Annotated in this window: 16 protein-coding genes and 1 tRNA gene; 1 reads left to right on the top strand and 16 read right to left on the bottom strand. The window is 72.8% G+C overall.

Annotated features, from left to right (window positions below; translation table 11 throughout):
* Positions 1-123: 123 nt before the first annotated feature.
* From glyA to ACFWPT_RS20115, 14 genes are all read right to left on the bottom strand, one after another.
* Positions 124-1,404, bottom strand: a complete 1,281-nt coding sequence (glyA, locus tag ACFWPT_RS20180) for a serine hydroxymethyltransferase (RefSeq protein WP_063347808.1) — start codon at positions 1,402-1,404, stop codon at positions 124-126.
* 180 nt (positions 1,405-1,584) lie between these two features.
* A complete protein-coding gene (locus ACFWPT_RS20175) occupies positions 1,585-2,226 on the bottom strand; it encodes a protein-tyrosine-phosphatase (RefSeq protein ID WP_063351136.1) in 642 nt (213 codons plus the stop codon).
* Between the two features lie 32 nt (positions 2,227-2,258).
* A complete protein-coding gene (locus ACFWPT_RS20170) occupies positions 2,259-2,906 on the bottom strand; it encodes an L-threonylcarbamoyladenylate synthase (protein ID WP_063347809.1) in 648 nt (215 codons plus the stop codon).
* Positions 2,907-3,000: 94 nt separating this feature from the next.
* Positions 3,001-3,867 (bottom strand): peptide chain release factor N(5)-glutamine methyltransferase, encoded by an 867-nt coding sequence (prmC, locus tag ACFWPT_RS20165; RefSeq protein ID WP_063347810.1) that lies wholly within the window; start codon positions 3,865-3,867, stop codon positions 3,001-3,003.
* A gap of 63 nt (positions 3,868-3,930) precedes the next feature.
* Entirely contained in the window at positions 3,931-5,007 is a 1,077-nt protein-coding gene (gene prfA / locus ACFWPT_RS20160; RefSeq protein ID WP_380483187.1) for a peptide chain release factor 1, read from the bottom strand.
* 157 nt (positions 5,008-5,164) lie between these two features.
* Complete coding sequence (gene rpmE / locus ACFWPT_RS20155) at positions 5,165-5,386, bottom strand: 50S ribosomal protein L31 (protein WP_063347812.1); 222 nt, start codon at positions 5,384-5,386, stop codon at positions 5,165-5,167.
* Positions 5,387-5,523: 137 nt separating this feature from the next.
* Positions 5,524-6,624, bottom strand: coding sequence for an LCP family protein (locus ACFWPT_RS20150; RefSeq protein ID WP_380423239.1), 1,101 nt, complete (start codon positions 6,622-6,624; stop codon positions 5,524-5,526).
* A 138-nt stretch (positions 6,625-6,762) separates the two neighbouring features.
* Positions 6,763-8,877, bottom strand: coding sequence for a transcription termination factor Rho (gene rho / locus ACFWPT_RS20145; RefSeq protein WP_380336756.1), 2,115 nt, complete (start codon positions 8,875-8,877; stop codon positions 6,763-6,765).
* Positions 8,878-9,474: 597 nt separating this feature from the next.
* Positions 9,475-10,413, bottom strand: a complete 939-nt coding sequence (thrB, locus tag ACFWPT_RS20140) for a homoserine kinase (protein WP_063347815.1) — start codon at positions 10,411-10,413, stop codon at positions 9,475-9,477.
* Positions 10,414-10,774: 361 nt separating this feature from the next.
* On the bottom strand, positions 10,775-11,872 hold the full coding sequence (thrC, locus tag ACFWPT_RS20135; RefSeq protein WP_063347816.1) for a threonine synthase: 1,098 nt from the start codon (positions 11,870-11,872) through the stop codon (positions 10,775-10,777).
* A 9-nt stretch (positions 11,873-11,881) separates the two neighbouring features.
* Positions 11,882-13,174 (bottom strand): homoserine dehydrogenase, encoded by a 1,293-nt coding sequence (locus tag ACFWPT_RS20130; RefSeq protein ID WP_363371883.1) that lies wholly within the window; start codon positions 13,172-13,174, stop codon positions 11,882-11,884.
* A gap of 138 nt (positions 13,175-13,312) precedes the next feature.
* Positions 13,313-14,704, bottom strand: a complete 1,392-nt coding sequence (gene lysA, locus ACFWPT_RS20125; RefSeq protein ID WP_380423241.1) for a diaminopimelate decarboxylase — start codon at positions 14,702-14,704, stop codon at positions 13,313-13,315.
* 85 nt (positions 14,705-14,789) lie between these two features.
* Positions 14,790-16,451, bottom strand: coding sequence for an arginine--tRNA ligase (argS, locus tag ACFWPT_RS20120; protein ID WP_380483184.1), 1,662 nt, complete (start codon positions 16,449-16,451; stop codon positions 14,790-14,792).
* An 84-nt stretch (positions 16,452-16,535) separates the two neighbouring features.
* Positions 16,536-16,955 carry a PleD family two-component system response regulator gene (locus ACFWPT_RS20115; RefSeq protein ID WP_063347820.1) on the bottom strand — a complete coding sequence of 140 codons (420 nt, stop codon included), beginning with the start codon at positions 16,953-16,955 and terminating at the stop codon, positions 16,536-16,538.
* Positions 16,956-17,152: 197 nt separating this feature from the next.
* Here ACFWPT_RS20115 and ACFWPT_RS20110 point away from each other — a divergent pair.
* A tRNA-Arg gene (locus tag ACFWPT_RS20110) sits at positions 17,153-17,224 on the top strand.
* Positions 17,225-17,333: 109 nt separating this feature from the next.
* Here the strand turns inward: ACFWPT_RS20110 and ACFWPT_RS20105 are convergent.
* Positions 17,334-18,371 carry a trypsin-like serine peptidase gene (locus tag ACFWPT_RS20105; RefSeq protein WP_380483183.1) on the bottom strand — a complete coding sequence of 346 codons (1,038 nt, stop codon included), beginning with the start codon at positions 18,369-18,371 and terminating at the stop codon, positions 17,334-17,336.
* A gap of 116 nt (positions 18,372-18,487) precedes the next feature.
* Complete coding sequence (locus ACFWPT_RS20100) at positions 18,488-19,405, bottom strand: carbohydrate kinase family protein (RefSeq protein ID WP_380336769.1); 918 nt, start codon at positions 19,403-19,405, stop codon at positions 18,488-18,490.
* Positions 19,406-19,476 lie beyond the last annotated feature (71 nt).

The raw sequence follows: 19,476 nt of genomic DNA, 5'->3' as shown, positions 1-19,476 counted from the left end.
TGCGTTCCCGGGGTTCGAGGTGCGTCGCCACGCCCCACACCTTATTGAGTCGGACGCTCAAGGCACGCATCGCGGTTCGCTCTCCCGGGTAGGAGATCCGAATATCCGTCGACGAGGCTCTCGTCACCGTCGGTCGGCGAAGGACAGGGCCAGCTCCCGGACCCGGTTCGCCACCCGCGCGCCCGTGCCCCCGGCGAGCGCCTGAGCGATCAGCCCGGCGAGCTCGGCGAGTTCCGCCTCGCCCATCCCCTGGCTGGTCACCGTGCCGGTGCCCAGCCGGATCCCGGAGGCCTCGGCCGCCGGAGCCGGGTCGAAGGGCAGCGCGCACTTGCCGAGCAGCAGTCCGGCCACGGCGCAGCGCCGCTCGGCCTCCGCGCCGGTGACGCCCAGCGGGCTCACGTCCGCCGTCACCAGGTGGGTGTCGGTGCCGCCGGTCAGCAGGCGCATCCCGGCCGCCGCGAGCCCTGTCGCCAGCACCCGCGCCCCGTCCACCGTCCGCTGCGCGTACGCCCGGTAGCCGGGCGTCGCCGCCTCGGCCAGCGCCACCGCCTTGCCGGCCACCTCGTTCATCGCCGCCCCGCCCTGGCTGAACGGGAACACCGCCCGGTCGATCCGCTCGGCCAGCTCCGCGGTGGACAGCAGCAGGCCCCCGCGCGGGCCGCGCAGCAGCTTGTGGGTGGCCGCCACGGTGACGTCCGCGTACGGCACCGGGGAGGGCGCCACGCCGGCCGCGACCAGGCCGGCGGTCTGGGCGACCGAGGCGATCAGGTAGGCGTCCACCTCGTCGGCGATCTCCCGGAAGGCGGCCCAGTCCGGGTGCCGGGGGTGCGAGATCGAACCCGCCACGATCGCCTTCGGGCGGTGCTCGCGGGCCAGGTCGCGCACCTGGTCGAGGTCGATCAGGCCGTCGGCCTCGCGCACCCCGTACCCCGTGAAGGCGAACCAGCGGCCGGAGAAGTTCGCCCGCGAGCCGCAGCTGAGGTGGCCGCCGTGCTCCAGCGACATCGCCAGCACCCCGTCGCCGGGCCGCAGCAGCGCCGCGTACGCCGCCAGCATCGCCGAAGTCGCCGACCGGGGCTGGACGTTGGCGTGCGGGGCGGCGAACAGCTCACGGGCCCGGTCGATCGCCAGCAGCTCGGCGGCGTCCGCGAGGGCGCAGCCGGTGTGGTGCCGGCGGCCCGGGTAGCCCTCGGCGTACTTGTCGATCAGCGGCCCGCTCAGCGCCGCCAGGACGGCCGGGGAGGTCAGGTTCTCCCCCGCCAGCAGCTGGACCGTCTCGGCCCGCCGCTCGGCCTCGGCCGCCAGCAGGTCGGCCACCTGCGGATCGGCCCGGTGCAGTGCCTCGGAGGCCCACGGGCGCCCTCTGGTCGCGGTCGGGCCGGTCGGGGCGTCGGTGACGGTCATGGCGGGGCTCCGGGGCGGCGTGGGGGCGCCTCCCGGCGTGGGGGCCGGGAAGGGTGGGTTCCTCCAGCGTAGGACCGGCCGGGCCGGGCGGCTCGTCGGCGCGGGGCCATTCGGCGCTCGGCCGCCGCGGGCCGTCCCCGGGCCGCCGGGGGGCCTTCGGGCCGCTCGCGGCGCGGGCGGTCAGCGCAGCGCGGGCACGCCGGTGAGCGCGGTGACCACCGGGTCGACCGCGTGGAATATCTCCTCGCCGCAGTTGCGGAACATGCCGATCGGGGCCCCGTACGGGTCGTCCAGTTCGTCAGACTCCGGGGTGGCGGCGAGCAGCCAGCCGCGCAGCGCGGCGGCCGCCCGGACCAGGGCGCGGGCGCGCTCGGTGACGTCGGCGCCGCGGCGCGGGTCGGGCAGGGTGCCCGGGTCGATCGTCCGCACCAGGCGGGTGAACTCCTTCAGGGTGAAGGTGCGCAGCCCCGCCTCGTGGCCCATCGAGATGACCTGGGCGCGGTGGTCCAGGGTCGCGGTGAGCACCAGGTCGGCCTCGACCACGTGCTCGTCCAGCAGCTCGCGGCCGGTGAAGCCGCCGCTGTCCGCGCCGTACTCGTCCAGGACGGTCACGGCGTGGTCCTCCATCGGCGCGCCCACGTGGCCCCAGGTGCCGGCGCTCTCCACCAGGATCCGGCCGGCCACCCGGGGGCTGAGCCGGGTGTCCAGCTCACGCCGGGTGAGCCGCTCGGCGATCGGCGAGCGGCAGATGTTGCCGGTACAGACGAACAGGATCCGGAAGTGGTCCAGCGGCCTGGGGCCCACACTCAGGTACGGCGCTATGCCGGGCCCGGCATGGAGCGAGGCGATGGGCGTCAACTGCCGGCCTCCAGGTCGGGGACGACCTCCCTCAGCTGCTCGACGCTGATCGCGCCCGCCCGCAGCAGGACCGGGACCTTGCCCGTGACGTCGACGATGGACGAGGCGGTCGCGTGGTCCGCCTGTCCGCCGTCCAGGTAGACCGAGATGGCGTCGCCGAGCTGCGCCTGCGCCTCGTCGCAGGTGGCCGGGGACGGGCCGCCGGTCTTGTTGGCGCTGGAGACGGCCAGCGGGCCGGTGGCGTTCAGCAGCTCGATGGCGACCGGGTGCAGCGGCATCCGGACGGCGACGGTGCCGCGGGTCTCGCCGAGGTCCCAGCGCAGCGAGGGCTGGTGCTTGGCGACCAGGGTGAGCCCGCCCGGCCAGAACGCGTCGACCAGCTCCCAGGCCTGCTCGGAGAAGTCGGTGACCAGGCCGTGCAGGGTGGTCGGCGAGCCGACCAGCACGGGCGAGGGCATGTTGCGGCCGCGGCCCTTGGCGGCCAGCAGGTCGCCGACGGCCTCCGGCGAGAAGGCGTCCGCGCCGACCCCGTACAGGGTGTCGGTGGGCAGCACGACGAGTTCGCCCCGGCGAATGGCCGAGGCGGCCTCGCGCAGGCCGGTGGCGCGGTCCCCGGCGTCGGCACAGTCGTAACGGCGGCTCATCGGTGCGGTCCCCTTCCGGAATGGCTCATCACAGCGTTCACAGCACGGTCTTCACGGCGCGGCCGGGCGAGCGGCGCGGCCGCGGCCCGGCTGGTCACAACGACGCCCTGCGGGCTGTCGTGAAGCGCGGTCGGTTGTTCAGGTCGCGGTGGTCGGCGGTGTCCGTCCAGCCGCGTTCCTCGTTGAAGATCCACGGGACCTGCCCGCCCTGCTGGTCGGCGTGCTCGATCACCACCGCGCCGCCGGGGCGCAGCAGCCGGGCGGCCACCCGCTCGATGCCGCGGATGGTGTCCAGGCCGTCCTCGCCGGAGAACAGCGACATCTGCGGGTCGTGGTCGCGGGCCTCCGGGGCGACGTACTCCCACTCGGTGAGCGGGATGTACGGCGGGTTGGAGATCACCAGGTCGAAGCGGCCGTCCCAGGAGCGGTCGTCGGCGAAGGCCCGGGTGGCGTCACCGGCGTGCAGGGTGACCCGGGCGCGGTCGGGGCTGGCCTCGATGTTGCGCCGGGTGTACTGCAGCGCGCCCTCGTCGAGTTCGAAGGCGTGCACGGTCGAGCGCGGCAGCTCCTGGGCCAGGGCGAGCGCGATGGCGCCGGAGCCGGAGCACAGGTCGACGACCAGCGGCTCGGCCACGTCCATGTCGCGGACGGCGTCTATGGCCCACTCGACGACCGTCTCGGTCTCCGGCCGGGGCACGAACACCCCGGGGCCGACCTCCAGTTCGAGGTAGCGGAAGAACGCCCGCCCGGTGATGTGCTGGAGCGGTTCGCGCGCCTCGCGGCGGGAGACGGCCTCCCAGTAGCGGGCGTCGAAGTCGGCGTCCTTCACCGAGTGCAGCTGGCTGCGCTTGACGTTGTGGACGTAGGCGGCGAGTTCCTCCGCGTCGAAGCGCGGCGACGGCACGCCGGCCGCGGCCAACCGCTGGGTGGCCTGGGCCACCTCGGCGAGCAGCAGGTTCATCCGTACGACCTCTTGTTTCTGCGCTCCGGCTCGCGCCGTCGCTCGGGCTGGGGCGCGCCGGTCTCAGTTCTGTTGGGCCGAGGCGAGCTTGGCCGCCGCGTCCGCGTCGACGCAGGACTGGATCACCGCGTTCAGTTCGCCGTCCAGGACCTGGTCCAGGTTGTACGACTTGAACCCCGTGCGGTGGTCCGAGATGCGGTTCTCCGGGTAGTTGTACGTCCGGATCCGCTCGGAGCGGTCCACCGTACGGACCTGGCTGCGACGCGCGTCCGAGGCCTCGCGCTCGGCCTCCTCCTGCGCGGCGGCCAACAGGCGCGACCGCAGGATGCGCATCGCCTGCTCCTTGTTCTGCAGCTGGCTCTTCTCGTTCTGGCAGGACGCCACGATACCGGTCGGCAGGTGGGTGATCCGGACCGCGGAGTCGGTGGTGTTGACCGACTGGCCGCCGGGGCCGGACGAACGGTAGACGTCGATCCGCAGGTCGTTGGCGACGATCTCGACCTCGACCTCCTCCGCCTCGGGGGTGACCAGCACGCCCACCGCGGAGGTGTGGATGCGGCCCTGGGACTCGGTGGCGGGGACGCGCTGCACGCGGTGCACGCCGCCCTCGTACTTCAGCCGGGCCCAGACGCCCTGCCCGGGCTCGGCGTTGCCCTTGGTCTTCACGGCCACCGAGACGTCCTTGTAGCCGCCGAGGTCGGACTCGTTGGCGTCGATGATCTCGGTCTTCCAGCCGATCCGCTCGGCGAAGCGCAGGTACATCCGGAGCAGGTCGCCGGCGAACAGCGCGGACTCCTCGCCGCCCTCACCCGCCTTGATCTCCAGGATGACGTCCTTGTCGTCGCTCGGGTCGCGCGGCACGAGCAGCATCCGCAGCTCCTCGGTCAGCCCCTCGCGGCGCTGCTCGCCCTCCTTCACCTCGGCGAGGAACTCCGGTTCCTCGGCGGCGAGTTCGCGCGCGGCCTCGATGTCCTCGCCGGCCTGTCGCCACTGCCGGTAGACCCGGGTGATCGGGGTCAGCTCGGCGTACCGCTTGGCCAGCTTGCGAGCGTTGGCCTGGTCGGCGTGGACGGACGGGTCGGCCAGCCTCTTCTCGAGGTCGGCGTGCTCGACGAGGAGCTCTTCGACTGCCTCGAACATGGAGTGGGCCTTCTTCCCGTGAGAACCGTTGGGAGCCGGTGAGGACCGGCCGGTCGTGCGAACCGCTGGAGGGGGTGCTGGGGGGATGCGAACGGCGCCGGCCCCCAGCGCCCCCGGAACGAGTACGGGGGCACCGGGAACCGGCGCCGTGGGAGCGCTAGGCCTTCGCGCTGTGCTGCTTGCCGAAGCGGGCCTCGAAGCGGGCCACGCGGCCACCGGTGTCGAGGATCTTCTGCTTGCCGGTGTAGAACGGGTGGCACTGCGAGCAGACCTCGGCGCGGATCTCGCCACTGGCCTCGGTCGAGCGGGTCGTGAACTCGGCACCGCAGGTGCAGGTCACACGGGTGACCACGTACTGGGGGTGAACGTTGGGCTTCAAGGGGTTCTCCTAGGTTCGGGAGGGCACCGGGTCGGCGGCGGGAGCGCCGCACGTGAACCGGGACCGACGGACCAGTCTGCCAGGACCGGCCGCATCTTCCCAAACCGGGTCGTGTTCCGGGATATTCCGGGCGCAGCTCAGCGCCGGGCGGGAGCCTTCGCCGGGGCCGTGGGGGCGGCCGTGGGGGCGGCCTGGGCGGGGTTCTCGGGCTGCGCCGAGACGATCGCCTGCGGGACCGGCTGGTCGGCCTTGAGGGCCGCCCAGAGCTGGTCCGCCTGCGGCTGCTGCTCGACCACCCGGTTGGGGTCGCCGGGCGCGGTCACCACCGGCAGGGTCACCATGCCGAGCTGGTCCGGCCCGATCCCCTTGAGCTCCTGGACGAGCCCCACCAGGGCGTTCACCGAGCCCAGCGCGGAGTCGGTGGTGATGCTGCGGGTCATGGTGTCGCCGACCGACCAGAGCTTGACCGGGTTGGAGAACAGCCCGATCCCGCCGGCCTGCTGGAGCAGCGACTTCACCATCTGCTTCTGGAGTTCGATCCGGCCGAGGTCGCTGCCGTCGCCGACGCCGTGCCGGGTGCGGACGAAGGCCAGCGACTGCTGTCCGTCGAGGTGGTGCTCGCCCGGTGCCAGGTCGAGCCCGCTGTCCTTGTCGTGGATGGCCACCGTGGTGCTCACGGTGGCCCCGCCTATCGCGTCCACGACGCGGGCGAAGCCGGCGAAGTCGATCTGCACGTAGTGGTCCATCCGCAGCCCGGTGAGCTGCTCGGTGGTCTTGACCGCGCAGGCCGCGCCGCCGGCCTCGAAGGCGCTGTTGTACATCGCGCGCTTGGCGCCGGCCACCGCCTTGCCGCCGGCGTCGGTGCAGTCGGGCCGGGTGACCAGGGTGTCGCGCGGGATCGAGACGACCTCGGCGTGCGAGTGGTCCTGGTTGACGTGCAGCACCATCGCGGTGTCCGAGCGGGCGGTGTCGCCGGTGTCGCCGCCGGCCAGGTCGCCGTTCTCGCCGTTGCGCGAGTCGGAGCCCAGCACCAGGACGTTGAACGAGCCGTCGGTGGCGGCCGGCGGGCGGGCGTCGCCGAGGCGGGCGTTGATGTCGACGCTCTTGATGTTGCCGTTGAGTTTGACGTACGCGTAGCCGGCCGCTCCGGCGCCGAGGACGACGAGCGCGGCGAACGCGCAGGCGGCCGCCCGCAGGATCTTGCGGCGGCGGGTCAGGACCCTCTTGTGCTCGGCCATACGGTCCAGAGTAAAACGGACAAGATGATCAAAAAGCCTCATGATGTCCCAACTCTGGAACAAAGCCGGGTGGACGCACCGAACCCCGGACCGCTCGCGCGATCCGGGGTTCGGTGGGCGACAACCGTCCGGCTACGGTCAGTCGTTGGAGCCGGGGGTGGTCTTGGCGATCTGCATCAGGAACTCGGCGTTGCTCTTGGTCTGCTTCATCTTGTCCAGGAGCAGCTCGATCGCCTGCTGCGAGTCGAGCGCGTGCAGCACCCGGCGCAGCTTCCAGACGATGGCCAACTCCTCGCTGCCGAGCAGGATCTCCTCCTTGCGGGTGCTGGAGGCGTCCACGTCGACGGCCGGGAAGATGCGCTTGTCCGAGAGCTTGCGGTCGAGCTTGAGCTCCATGTTGCCGGTGCCCTTGAACTCCTCGAAGATCACCTCGTCCATGCGCGAGCCGGTCTCGACCAGCGCGGTGGCCAGGATGGTCAGCGAGCCGCCGTTCTCGATGTTGCGCGCGGCGCCGAAGAACTTCTTCGGCGGGTACAGCGCGGTCGAGTCGACACCACCGGACAGGATGCGGCCGGAGGCCGGCGCCGCCAGGTTGTAGGCGCGGCCGAGGCGGGTGATCGAGTCCAGCAGGATGACCACGTCGTGGCCCAGCTCCACCAGGCGCTTGGCGCGCTCGATGGCCAGCTCGGCGACGGTGGTGTGGTCCTCGGCCGGGCGGTCGAAGGTCGAGGAGATGACCTCGCCCTTCACCGACCGCTGCATGTCGGTGACCTCTTCCGGACGCTCGTCGACCAGGACGACCATCAGGTGGCACTCGGGGTTGTTGTGGGTGATCGCGTTGGCGACCGCCTGCAGCACCATCGTCTTGCCGGTCTTCGGCGGCGCGACGATCAGACCGCGCTGGCCCTTGCCGATCGGCGACACCAGGTCGATGATCCGGGTGGTCAGGATGCCCGCCTCGGTCTCCAGGCGCAGCCGGTCCTGCGGGTAGAGCGGGGTGAGCTTGTTGAACTCGGGGCGGCCGCGGCCGCTCTCCGGGTCCATGCCGTTGACGGAGTCCAGCCGCACCATGGCGTTGAACTTCTCGCGGCGCTCGCCGTCCTTGGGCTGGCGCACCGCGCCGGTGATGGCATCGCCCTTGCGCAGGCCGTTCTTGCGGACCTGGGCGAGCGAGACGTAGACGTCGTTCTGGCCCGGCAGGTAGCCGGAGGTGCGCACGAACGCGTAGTTGTCGAGGATGTCGAGGATGCCCGCGACCGGGATCAGGACGTCGTCCTCGCCGACCTGCGGCTCGGCGGGGCCGGCCTCGAAGCCCTCGCGGCGGGCGCCACGGCCCCGGCGGTCGCGGTAGCGGCCACGGCGGCCGCGGCGGCCGTCACCGAACTCGTCGTCGTCGTAGCCGCCCTGCTGGACCTGCGGCTGCTGGGTCTGCTGGCCGCCCTGGCGGGCCTGCTGGCCGTCGCCCTGAGCGGCCTGCTGCTGGCCGCCGCCCTGCTGGGGCTGGCGGTCGGTGCGCTCGCGGCGGTTGCGGCGGTCGCGGCGCGACTCGCGGGAGTCGCCGTCCTGGGCCTCGCCGCCGTCCTGGCGCTCGGCGCGCTCGGGGCGCTCCGCCCGCTCCGGGCGGTCGCTGCGGTCCCGGCGGTCCCGGCGGTCGCGACGGGTCTCGGTGCGGCCCTCCTCGCGGCCCTCGAAGGCGCGGGTCTCGGCCTGGCGGGTCTCGGCCTGCTTGGGCTCGGCCACGACGACGGCGGCGTCGGCCGTGACGTCGGCGGTCGGGGCGCCGGCGGCCGAGGTGGCGCGGCGGCGGGTGCGCTCGGCACGGGCGGGCGCGGCGGTCTCGGCGGCGGCCTGGACCGGGATCTCGATCTGGGCCTGCGACTCGGCGGCGGCCGGGGCCGCGGCGGCCGCAGCGGCGGCGGCCTTGGTGCGGCGGGCCGGCTTCTCGGCCGGCGCCTCGGCGGCGTCCGCCTTGGCGGCGGTGCGCTTGGTGGCGGCGGCCGGAGCACCACCGGCGGCGAGCAGCGGGTCTCCGCCGCTCTTCTCCTTGATGGTCTCGATCAGCTGGCTCTTGCGCATGCGTCCGGTACCGGTGATGCCCAGGTCCCCGGCGAGCTTCTGCAGCTCGGCCAGGACCATGCCGTCCAGGCCAGCGGCGGCGGTACGGCGGCGCCGCGCCGGGGCCGCGGGGGCGGCGGCTGCGTCCGACGCCTCGGCGTCCTGGCGCGCGCCCATCAGATCGGTGGAGTCGCTCACTAAGGGTCCTTCCCTGGAGCGGACGTCGGCCTGTCTGGCTCGGCGACCGGTTGTGCTGTCCTGACCGACGCTCGACTGCGTCGGTCCGAGGCGGTGATCCCCCGAAAGGCGGAAGCCGGTCGAGGGAGAGCTGCGAGGTGCGGTGCGTGAAGCACGGTGGTGCTGAGTGGCGCGGCGGGCCGGTCGGTCGTGTGCCGACCGGGCGTACCCCCACGCTTGCCTGCGAATCCCGGGCCCCCGTCGCGTGACGGTGGACCGCGCTCCGCCCGTCCTGGCCTCAAGGTGGGAGGCCGCGAGTGGGAGTCAGGTGCCGTCACGGCTTCGGGATGCGGCCGCGTGTCGCGCAGGCAGGCTGCGTACGCGCTGCGGTGGGCTCCCGGAGAATCGTCGCCCCGTGCATCGCCGCGACTCCACGGCAGTGGAGTGCTGGGATCGGGACGCGGCGCACCGAGCCCCGGAGGGCACCTGGTGCAGCAATGAGGTTAACACTACCGACCCCCTCAGACATTCCCCAGCCTTGCGCTTGCCAATCGTGTCCGGACGGCCCGGCTCGGCAGGTGGCCGGACCGGGCCGGACGAGCAGCCCGGACGGGCCGTTCAGCCGTCCAGCGGGAGCACGGTGGCCCCGATCCGGTCGAGCTCCAGGCGGTGCGCGGCGAACGCCGGGTCGCCGCCGTGGCCGTGGTGCCCGGCGAAGGAGAGCACCTTGTCGGCGCCCGCCTCGTCGGTGAGCGCGAGGACGGTCGGGCCGGCCCCGGAGATCACCGCGGGGACGCCCTCCGCGCGCAGCGCGCCCACCAGGGCGGCGCTGTCGGGCATGGCGGAGGAGCGGTAGTCCTGGTGCAGGCGGTCCTCGGTGGCGGCGAGCAGCAGCTCGGGCCGCCTGGTCAGCGCCTCGACCAGCAGCGCGGCGCGGCCGGCGTTGACGGCGGCGTCGGTCAGCGGGACGGTCTTCGGCAGCAGGCCGCGGGCGGTCTCGGTGAGCACCTCGTCGGCGGGGACGAACACCACCGGGACGACCTGGTCGGAGGGCTCCAGGCTGACCGCCTTGGCCGACTCCTCGTCCGTCCAGGCGATGGTGAAGTTGCCGCGCAGGCAGGCCGCGACGTTGTCGGGGTGGCCCTCCAGCTCGGAGGCGAGGGCCAGCAGCGCGTCGTCGTCCAGCGCGGACGGGCCGCCGATGGTGACCGCGCGGGCGGCCACGATGCCGGCGCAGATCGCGGCCGAGGAGGAGCCGAGGCCACGGCCGTGCGGTATCCGGTTGGCACAGACCACTTCGAGGCCGCGCGGCTGGCCGCCGAGGCGGTCGAAGGCGGCGCGCATCGAGCGGACCAGCAGGTGGCGCTCGTCGCGGGGCAGCGTCTCGGCGCCCTCGCCGGCGATGTCGATGGAGAGCCCGGAGTCGGCGACCCGGACGACCACGTCGTCGTACAGGCCCAGCGCGAGGCCGAAGGCGTCGAAGCCCGGGCCGAGGTTGGCGCTGGTCGCGGGAACCCGGACCCGGACGGCGGCGGCACGGAACGCGGGACCGGCCATGCGGTGGACTCTCCTGGGGAAATCGGGCGGCGCGGATCGCGTCGTCGGTGCGAAGGCGGGGAATGGACCGCAGGCCCCGGCGGGGCGGGCGGTCACGGTCGTTGGCGCGGCCTGGAGAAGGCCGGACCCGGGGCATGTGCCACACGGCCGAACCCAGAGTATCGAAGAGAGGTTCCCCAGTGGTACACCCCGTGGTCCTCCGATCTGGTGTGTTGCCGCTTCTGGCCGGAATGCGTACCGGAATCGGATCGGAATGCGCGGCGTAATTGACACAAAAGTGTCACCGGAGAACATCGACGGGCCGACCCCCGAAAGGGTCGGCCCGTCGAGGCGTCGGGCGCCCGCGGGGCCCGACGGCAGGTCAGTCCAGCAGGCCCAGGCGCTGCGCCGCCGCCTCCGGGTCGATCGGGACGATCTGCGGCTGCGGTGCGCCGGCCACCGCCCAGTCCGGGTCCTTGAGGCCGTTGCCGGTCACGGTGCAGACGATGCGCTGGCCCGGGTCGACCAGGCCGGCCTCCGCCTTGGCCAGCAGGCCGGCCACCGAGGCGGCCGAGGCGGGCTCCACGAAGACGCCCTCCTGCGCGGCCAACAGCCGGTAGGCGGACAGGATCTGACGATCCGTCACCTTGTCGATGAGGCCGCCCGACTCGTCCCGCGCGGCGAGCGCGAAGTCCCAGGAGGCCGGGTTGCCGATCCGGATCGCGGTGGCGATGGTCTGCGGCTTGAGCACCGGCGCGCCGTCCACGATCGGGGCCGAGCCGGAGGCCTGGAAGCCCCACATCCGCGGGGTGCGCGTGGCCAGGCCGTCGGCGGAGTACTCGCGGTAGCCCTTCCAGTACGCGGTGATGTTGCCCGCGTTGCCGACCGGCAGGACGTGGATGTCCGGGGCGTCGCCGAGCATGTCGACGATCTCGAAGGCCGCGGTCTTCTGACCCTCGATCCGCACCGGGTTCACCGAGTTGACCAGCGCCACCGGGTACTTCTCGGACAGTTCACGCGCGAGGGTGAGGCAGTCGTCGAAGTTCCCGTCCACCTGGAGGATCTTGGCGCCGTGCACCAGCGCCTGGCCCATCTTGCCGAGGGCGATCTTGCCCTGCGGGACGAGCACCGCGCAGACCATCCCGGCCCGCACCGCGTACGCGGCGGCGGAGGCCGAGGTGTTGCCGGTGGAGGCGCAGATGACGGCCTGCGCCCCCTCCTCCTTGGCCTTGGAGATGGCCATCGTCATCCCGCGGTCCTTGAAGGAGCCCGTCGGGTTGGCGCCCTCGACCTTGAGGTAGACCTCGCAGCCGGTGCGCTCGGACAGCACCTGGGCGGGGACCAGCGGCGTGCCGCCCTCCAGCAGGGTGACCACCGGGGTGGCCGCGGTGACCGGCAGGCGGTCCCGGTACTCCTCGATCAGGCCGCGCCACTGGTGGGTGTGCGCGCCTCGGACGACGTTCTCGGCAACGGCGTTCATGGCTGTTCCTTACTCCCCTTCGACCCGCATGATGCTGGCCACGTCCCGCACGCTGTCCAGCGCGCGGAGCTTGTCGACCGTCGCCGACAGCGCGGCGTCGGTGGCACGGTGAGTGACCACGACGAGCGAGGCGTCGCCGTCGCGGCCCTGCTGGCGCACGGTGTCGATGGAGACGCCGTGCTCCGCGAAGACGGACGCGACCTGGGCGAGGACGCCCGCACGGTCGTCCACGTCCAGGCTGACGTGGTAGCGGGTGACCACCTCGTCCATCGGCTTGGCGGGCAGCTGCGTGTACACCGAGTCACCGGGACCGGTGGCGCCGGCCAGCTTGTTGCGACAGACCGCGACCAGGTCGCCGAGCACCGCGGAGGCGGTCGGCGAGCCGCCCGCGCCCGGGCCGTAGAACATCAGCCGGCCGGCCGCCTCGGCCTCGACGAACACCGCGTTGTACGCCTCGCGGACGGAGGCCAGCGGGTGCGACAGCGGGATCATCGCCGGGTGGACCCGCGCGGTGACGGACTCGCCGTCCGCCGCCCGCTCGCAGATCGCGAGCAGCTTGACCACGCAGCCCATCTCCTTGGCGGAGGCGATGTCGGCGGCGGTCACCTCGGTGATGCCCTCGCGGTAGACGTCCGCCGCGGTGACCTTGGTGTGGAAGGCGATGCCGGCCAGGATCGCGGCCTTGGCGGCGGCGTCGAAGCCCTCGACGTCGGCCGTCGGGTCGGCCTCGGCGTAGCCCAGCGCGGTGGCCTCCTCCAGCGCCTCCGAGTAGCCGGCGCCGGTGGTGTCCATCTTGTCGAGGATGAAGTTGGTGGTGCCGTTGACGATGCCCAGCACCCGGTTGACCTTGTCCCCCGCGAGGGACTCGCGCAGCGGGCGCAGCAGCGGGATCGCGCCCGCCACCGCGGCCTCGTAGTACAGGTCCACCCCGGCCCCGGCGGCCGCGGCGTGCAGCTCGGTGCCGTCCTTGGCGAGCAGCGCCTTGTTGGCGCTGACCACCGAGGCGCCCCGCTCGAACGCCGACAGGATGAGGTGTTTGGACGGCTCGATGCCGCCGACGACCTCGACCACCACGTCGATGTCGCCCCGATTGACCAGGGCCTCGGCGTCGGTGGTGATCAGGTGCTCGGGCACGCCCGGACGCACCCGGCCGGCCCGGCGGACCGCGATCCCGGCGAGCTCGACCGGGGCACCGATGCGCGCGGCGAGGTCGTCGGCCGTCGTCGTCATGATGCGCGCCACCTCGGAGCCCACCACACCACAACCCAGCAACGCCACCTTCAGCGGGCGCGTACGCATCATCCGACTCCGCTCTGCATTCTTCGTGCTTCGGTAATTCCGGCGGGATTCTGGGGGCCGCCGGGAACTTCGGTCCGTACCAGTCTCGGGGACTTCCCGCACGGATCTACGGTCGTTCCATGATCTGAGACAAGGATTTCGTCATCCGATATCGAGACGCAGGAGATCCTCCTCCGTCTCGCGCCGGACGATCACCCGCGCGGCACCGTCCTTGACGGCCAGCACGGGAGGCTTCAGGGCGTGGTTGTAATTGCTCGCCATCGAGCGGCAGTACGCGCCGGTGGCGGGCACCGCGACCAGGTCGCCCGGGGCCAGGTCGGCCGGCAGGAAGGCGTCCCGGACCACGATGTCGCCGGACTCGCAGTGCTTGCCGACCACCCGCACCAGCATCGGCTCGGCGTCGCTGCGGCGCGACACCAGGGCCACCGAGTACTCGGCGTCGTACAGCGCGGTCCGGATGTTGTCGGACATCCCGCCGTCCACGCTGACGTAGGTGCGCAGGCCCTCCAGCGGCTTGACGGTGCCGACCTCGTACAGCGTGAACGCCGTCGGGCCGACGATCGCCCGGCCCGGCTCCACGCTCAGCCGGGGGGTGTCCAGGTTCGCGGCGGCGCACTCGCGGCGCACGATGTCGGCCAGCGCGGCCGCGATCTCGGCCGGCTCGCGCGGGTCGTCCTCGCTGGTGTACGCGATGCCCAGGCCGCCGCCCAGGTCGATCTCGGGCAGCTCGACGCCGTGCTCGTCGCGGATCTCGGCCAGCAGGCCGACCACCCGGCGGGCGGCCACCTCGAAACCGGCGGTGTCGAAGATCTGCGAGCCGATGTGCGAGTGGATGCCGCGCAGCTCCAGGCCCTCGTGCCCGAGCACCCGGCGCACCGCCTCGGCCGCGGACCCGTTGCCCAGCGACAACCCGAACTTCTGGTCCTCGTGCGCCGTGGCGATGAACTCGTGGGTGTGCGCCTCGACGCCGACGGTGATCCGGATCAGCACCTGCTGGCGGACGCCCTGGCGGGCCGTGATGGCGGCCAGCCGCTCGATCTCCTCGTAGGAGTCGACCACGATGCGCCCGACGCCGGTCTTCACCGCGTGTTCGAGCTCGTCCGCCGTCTTGTTGTTGCCGTGCAGCGCGATCCGCTGCGGCGGCATCCCGGCGGCCAGCGCCACCGTCAGCTCGCCGGAGCTGCACACGTCGAGGTTCAGGCCCTCCTCGTGCAGCCAGCGCACGATCGCCTTGGAGAGGAACGCCTTGCCGGCGTAGAAGACGTCCGCCTCGGTGCCGAAGGCGTCGCGCCAGGCCCGCGCCCGGGCCCGGAAGTCGTCCTCGTCGAGCACGTAGGCCGGCGTGCCGAACTCGGCCGCCAGGGACTTGACGTCGATCCCGCCGACGGTGGCCACGCCCTCGGCGTCGCGGGCGACGGTGCACGACCAGACCTTGGGGTCGAGCGCGTTCAGGTCGGCCGGCGGGGCGGAGTAGTGGCCCTCGGGCAGCACGTCACCGTGACGGGGGCCTGCGGGGTGTGCGGAGCGAGACATGTCCTGCTTCCTTGACCTATGGCGAGGGGCGGCGACGGTCTCCGTTGACCGTCAGCCGCCCCCGCTGCGCACTTGGGGGTGGTGCCTACATCCGCTCGGGCGCCGTGACGCCCAGGAGCGTCAGGCCGTTGGCCATCACCGTTCGCGTGGCCTCGACCAGCCAGAGCCGGGCGCGGTGCGTGTCCGTGAGCTCCTCGTCGCCCTTGGGCAGGAACATGCAGTTCTCGTACAGGCGGTGGTACTTGCCCGCCAGGTCCTCCAGGTAGCGGGCGACCCGGTGCGGCTCGCGCAGCTCGCCGGCCGTGGCCAGGATCCGCGGGAACTCGCCGAGGGCACCGAGGATGTCGTTCTCCCACACGGTGGCGAGCAGCTCGGGCTTGAAGTCCTGCGCCGCGCCCTTGTCGACACCGAGCTGCGCGGCCTTGCGGGCCACACCGCACATCCGGGTGTGCGCGTACTGGACGTAGTAGACCGGGTTCTCGTTGGACTGGCTGGTCAGCACGTTGATGTCGAGCGTGATGGTGGAGTCCGTGGGGGACCGCGTCAGGGTGTAGCGGGCGGCGTCCACGCCGATCCACTCGATCACGTCGTCGATCGTGATGATGTTGCCGGCCCGCTTGGACATGCGGACCTCTTCGCCGTCGCGAAGCATCTTCACGAACTGGCCGATCTTGACCTCGATGTTGCGGTCCATGTCGTCGCCCGCGCAGGCCACGATGGCCTTCAGCCGGTTGACGTAGCCGTGGTGGTCGGCGCCCAGCATGTAGACGGAGACCTCGGCACCGCGGTCCCGCTTCGACAGGTAGTACGCGGCGTCGGCGGCGAAGTAGGTGGTCTCGCCGTCGGCCTTGACCAGGACGCGGTCCTTGTCGTCGCCGAAGTCGGTGGTGCGCAGGAAGACCGCGCCGTCCTGCTCGAAGACGTGGCCCTGCTCGCGCAGCCGGTCCATGGCCTTCTCGACCGCGCCGGAGTCGTGCAGCGACTTCTCCGAGAACCAGACGTCGAAGTGGGTGCCGAACTCCTGCATCGAGCGCTGGATCTCGGCCACCATGAGCTTGAGGCCCTCGGCGCGGAAGGCCTCCAGCTGCTCGGCGTCGGGCAGGTCGAGCACGCCCGGGACGCCGTCGGTGATGGCCTTGGCGATGTCGCCAATGTACTCGCCCACGTAGCCGTCGGCGGGGACAGGCTGACCGTTCGCGGCGGCCTTCAGCGAGCCGGCGAACTTGGAGATCTGCACGCCGGCGTCGTTCAGGTAGTACTCGGTGGTGACGTCGGCGCCGCTGGCCCGCAGCACGCGCGCCAGCGAGTCGCCGACGGCGGCCCAGCGGACGCCGCCGATGTGGATCGGGCCGGTCGGGTTGGCGGAGACGAACTCCAGGTTGATCTTCAGGCCCTTGAGCGCCTCGTTGCGCCCGTAGGCCTCGCCCGTCTCGACGATGGTGCGCGCCAGCGCGCCCTGGGTCGCGGCGTCCATGGTGATGTTCAGGAAGCCCGGCCCGGCGATGTCGACCTTGGCGACGCCGGTGATCCCTCGCAGGCGGTCGGCCAGCAGTTCCGCCACGGCTCGCGGCGGGCGGCCGGCCGCCTTGGCGAGCTGGAGGGCCACGTTGATCGCGTAGTCGCCGTGGTCCCTGTTCTTGGGTCGCTCGACCGTCACGTGCTCGGGCACGGCGACGGTCAGCTCGCCCGCCTCGACGGCGGTGCTCACTGCGGCCTGGACTGCCTGGGAAAGCTCTGCGGGTGTCACGACGCCAAGCGTAGGCGAGACGGGGTACCCGCCCGCCACCCGGTTTGCCGGTCGGGACGCCCGCGGGCGCTCCCGTCAGCGGTGTCAGCCTCGATCCGTCCGCTCTGTTCGCTCAGGGCGAAACCCGCTCGGCTGTCCGCCCAGGGTCATCAGCCGCCGCACCAGCGCCACCAGATCGGCCGGGTCGAAGGGCTTGCCGAGGTAGCCGTCCACCCCGACGGCCTCCCCCAGGTCCAGATCGGCCGGGGTACAGGCGCTCACGATCGCGATCGGCAGCCGGCTGGTCCCCGGGGTCGCGCGCAGCCGGGCCGCCGTCCGCAGGCCGTCCAGGCGCGGCATCATCACGTCCAGCGTCACCACGTCCGGCTTCACCCGGCGGACCACCTCCAGGCACTCGGCGCCGTCGGCGGCGGTCACCACCTCGAAGCCCTCAAGCTCCAGGTTGACCCTGATCAGCTGGCGGATCACCTCGCTGTCGTCCACCACGAGGACCCGCCCGGACACTCCCGACACCTCACCGAGGATATCGGCGCCCCCGCCGCCCCGTCCGGCCTTTGGGCACTTCCACCACCCCCGCCGCCCGCCGCCGGCGCACCCCGCACCCGCGCCGGCACCCCTGCCGCAAACCCGTGCACGGACCACGCCCCGAGCCTGGTAGTGTTCTTCACGTCGGAGGCCGAAACGCCGACGACATCGAGCAGGCCCCCGTAGCTCAGGGGATAGAGCACCGCCCTCCGGAGGCGGGTGCGTAGGTTCGAATCCTACCGGGGGCACTTCGCAAGAAGTGCAACTGAGGCCCAGATCAGTGGAGTTGATCCACGGATCTGGGCCTTCGTCATGTCCGGGCCCGGTCGGCGGCGCGCGCTGCGGGCCCGGCCGGGCTCAGGACGAGGCGCCCTCGACCTGGGAGACCAGCCCGGCGATGGTGTGGTCGAAGTAGGCGCTGTAGGACACGTCGTCGCTGTCGCCGCCCTGCTGGTAGCCGCCGATGGCGCCGACCACGTCGCCGGTGGCGACGTTGATCCAGGGGCCGCCGCTGGTGCCGGACGGGTAGGCGGGGCAGTCGATGACGCGCTGGTAGGTGCTCTGCCGGCCGGTGGTGTTGGTGCACAGGATGGGCTCCTCGGCGTCGCCGGGGTAGCCGTAGAGGCGGACGGTGGCGCCGAAGGGCTCGTCGGCGCCGAGCCGGTTGCCGCCGACCACGTCCTCGACGTTGCGGCCGTTGTTCGGGGCCGTCTCCAGGATGGCGAAGTCCTCGTCCTGGTCGCCCTTCTGGGACCAGCCGGTGGTGGTGTGGACCGCGGTGACCTGCCAGCTGCCGTACGGGGCGGAGCCGTCCCGGTAGCCGGGGACGAAGGTGACGCCGCCGGCGCTGCCGAGGCAGTGCGCGGCGGTCAGCAGCAGGTTGCCGCCGGGACTGTGCAGCACGCTGGCGGTGCAGAAGTGGTTGCCGGCCGCCGCGGCGCCGCTGAACAGCGCGCCCACGGTGGCCGCTTCGGGGGTGGCGGCGGCGGTGGCGGTGGTGCCGAGGACGACGCCGCGGGTGTCGCGGGTGTCGGGGGTGGCCGGCGCGGAGGGCGTCGGGGTGGCCGCCGGGGCGCTGCCCGGGTCGGCGCTCGCGCCGGCGCTCGCACTGCCGGTCGGGCCGTCCGTCGGGGCGGCGGAGGGGCTGTCGGTCGGAGCGGGGGCGTCGACCGGTGCGGGTGCGGCGGGCGCCTCGGACGCGGGCGCGGTCGCGGCCGGCGCGACGGCGGCCCGGGAGCTGCGGGCCGCCTTCCCGGCGGCCGTCGCGTCGGACAGGCTCAGCCCGTGCGTGCCGGTGACCACGGCGGCCACCACCACCGCCGAGAGCGCGGTGAACAGGGTCGGCCCCAGAAGGCTGCGGCGGCGGCGCGACGTCGGGCGGCTGTGCTGACCCATGTCTGTCTCTCCTGCCAGTGATCGACGGCTTCCCGGGGGCTGCGTGCGATCAACGACTATGCCGCTTCAGCCTGGAAAGGTCGTTACCGGTGGCTGGGATATCCATGAGAAAAAGCTCACCCGTCGGCGCGTAAGCGGTCCAGCGCGCTCCCCAGTTCCTCGGCCCCGATGAAGGCGGTGTGCGTCCCGGCGACGGTGCAGGTGAAGGCACCGGCGACCGAGCCGGCCCGGGCGCACTCCAGCGGCGGGCGGCCCCGGAACCAGGAGGCGAGGAAGCCCGCGACGAAGGCGTCCCCGGCGCCGTTGGTGTCCACCACCGGGCGGCCCGGGTCGACGGCCGGCAGGTGGCGCACCTCGTCGTCGTCCCGGGTGAGCAGGTAGCAGCCGTCGGCGCCCGCGGTGGCGGTGACGACACCGGCGCGGCCCTCGGCGAGGATCGCGCGCATCACCTGCTCGTGCCGGCCGCGGCAGCCGGCCACCGAGAGGAACACCAGGTCCGAGCCGAGCGCGTAGTCGCGGTGGTGCGGGTTGCTGCCGTCCCAGTCGTGCAGGTCGGTGGAGGTGGTGCGGCCGAGCCGGTGGAGGTCGGCGTACATGTCCCGGTTGACGCCGGTGATGGAGAGGTGGACGTGCCGGCTGCGCCGCGCGTACGGCAGGTAGAACTCGGGCGGCAGCCGCAGGTCGGCGGGGTGGCGGCCGTCGAAGAAGGAGAACCGGCGGCCGGCGGCGTCCACCAGGTTGACCCCGCGCGGGGTGCCGTGCGGGCTCACCAGGTGCGCGAAGTGCAGGCCGTGGTGCTCGTAGGAGGCGCGGACCAGGGCGCCCTGCGGGTCGTCGCCGAGGAAGTCCAGGAAGGCGGTGCGCAGGCCGAGGCGGTGGGCGCCGAGGGCGACGCCGTTGCCGGTGTGGCCGACGTAGTCGCGGACGGGTCCGACGAACAGCGAGTCGCCGGGCGGGACCTCCAGCCGGTCCACCCGGACGATGGTGTCGACGCCGGAGCCGCCGACGACGAGCAGGTCGAACTCGGGCAGCACGACGGCGCCTCCTCGGTCCCTGGACGGTGGCCAGGAGTCAAGCAGGCGCCGGAGGTTGACTGCAAGGTCTT

It is taken from the genome of Kitasatospora sp. NPDC058478, assembly GCF_042720345.1.
In the GTDB taxonomy this organism is placed as follows: Bacteria; Actinomycetota; Actinomycetes; order Streptomycetales; family Streptomycetaceae; genus Kitasatospora.
Note: the sequence above shows the minus strand (reverse complement) of the source record. Positions and strands in the feature narration are given on the sequence as shown.

Excerpts from the sequence above, each read along its gene's own strand:
- prfA (WP_380483187.1), bottom strand. The coding sequence starts at position 5,007 with ATGTTCGAGGCAGTCGAAGAGCTCCTCGTCGAGCACGCCGACCTCGAG.
- ACFWPT_RS20170 (WP_063347809.1), bottom strand. The coding sequence starts at position 2,906 with ATGAGCCGCCGTTACGACTGTGCCGACGCCGGGGACCGCGCCACCGGC.
- ACFWPT_RS20150 (WP_380423239.1), bottom strand. The coding sequence starts at position 6,624 with ATGGCCGAGCACAAGAGGGTCCTGACCCGCCGCCGCAAGATCCTGCGG.
- lysA (WP_380423241.1), bottom strand. The coding sequence starts at position 14,704 with ATGTCTCGCTCCGCACACCCCGCAGGCCCCCGTCACGGTGACGTGCTG.
- ACFWPT_RS20130 (WP_363371883.1), bottom strand. The coding sequence starts at position 13,174 with ATGATGCGTACGCGCCCGCTGAAGGTGGCGTTGCTGGGTTGTGGTGTG.
- thrC (WP_063347816.1), bottom strand. The coding sequence starts at position 11,872 with ATGAACGCCGTTGCCGAGAACGTCGTCCGAGGCGCGCACACCCACCAG.
- prmC (WP_063347810.1), bottom strand. The coding sequence starts at position 3,867 with ATGAACCTGCTGCTCGCCGAGGTGGCCCAGGCCACCCAGCGGTTGGCC.
- thrB (WP_063347815.1), bottom strand. The coding sequence starts at position 10,413 with ATGGCCGGTCCCGCGTTCCGTGCCGCCGCCGTCCGGGTCCGGGTTCCC.
- glyA (WP_063347808.1), bottom strand. The coding sequence starts at position 1,404 with ATGACCGTCACCGACGCCCCGACCGGCCCGACCGCGACCAGAGGGCGC.
- ACFWPT_RS20105 (WP_380483183.1), bottom strand. The coding sequence starts at position 18,371 with ATGGGTCAGCACAGCCGCCCGACGTCGCGCCGCCGCCGCAGCCTTCTG.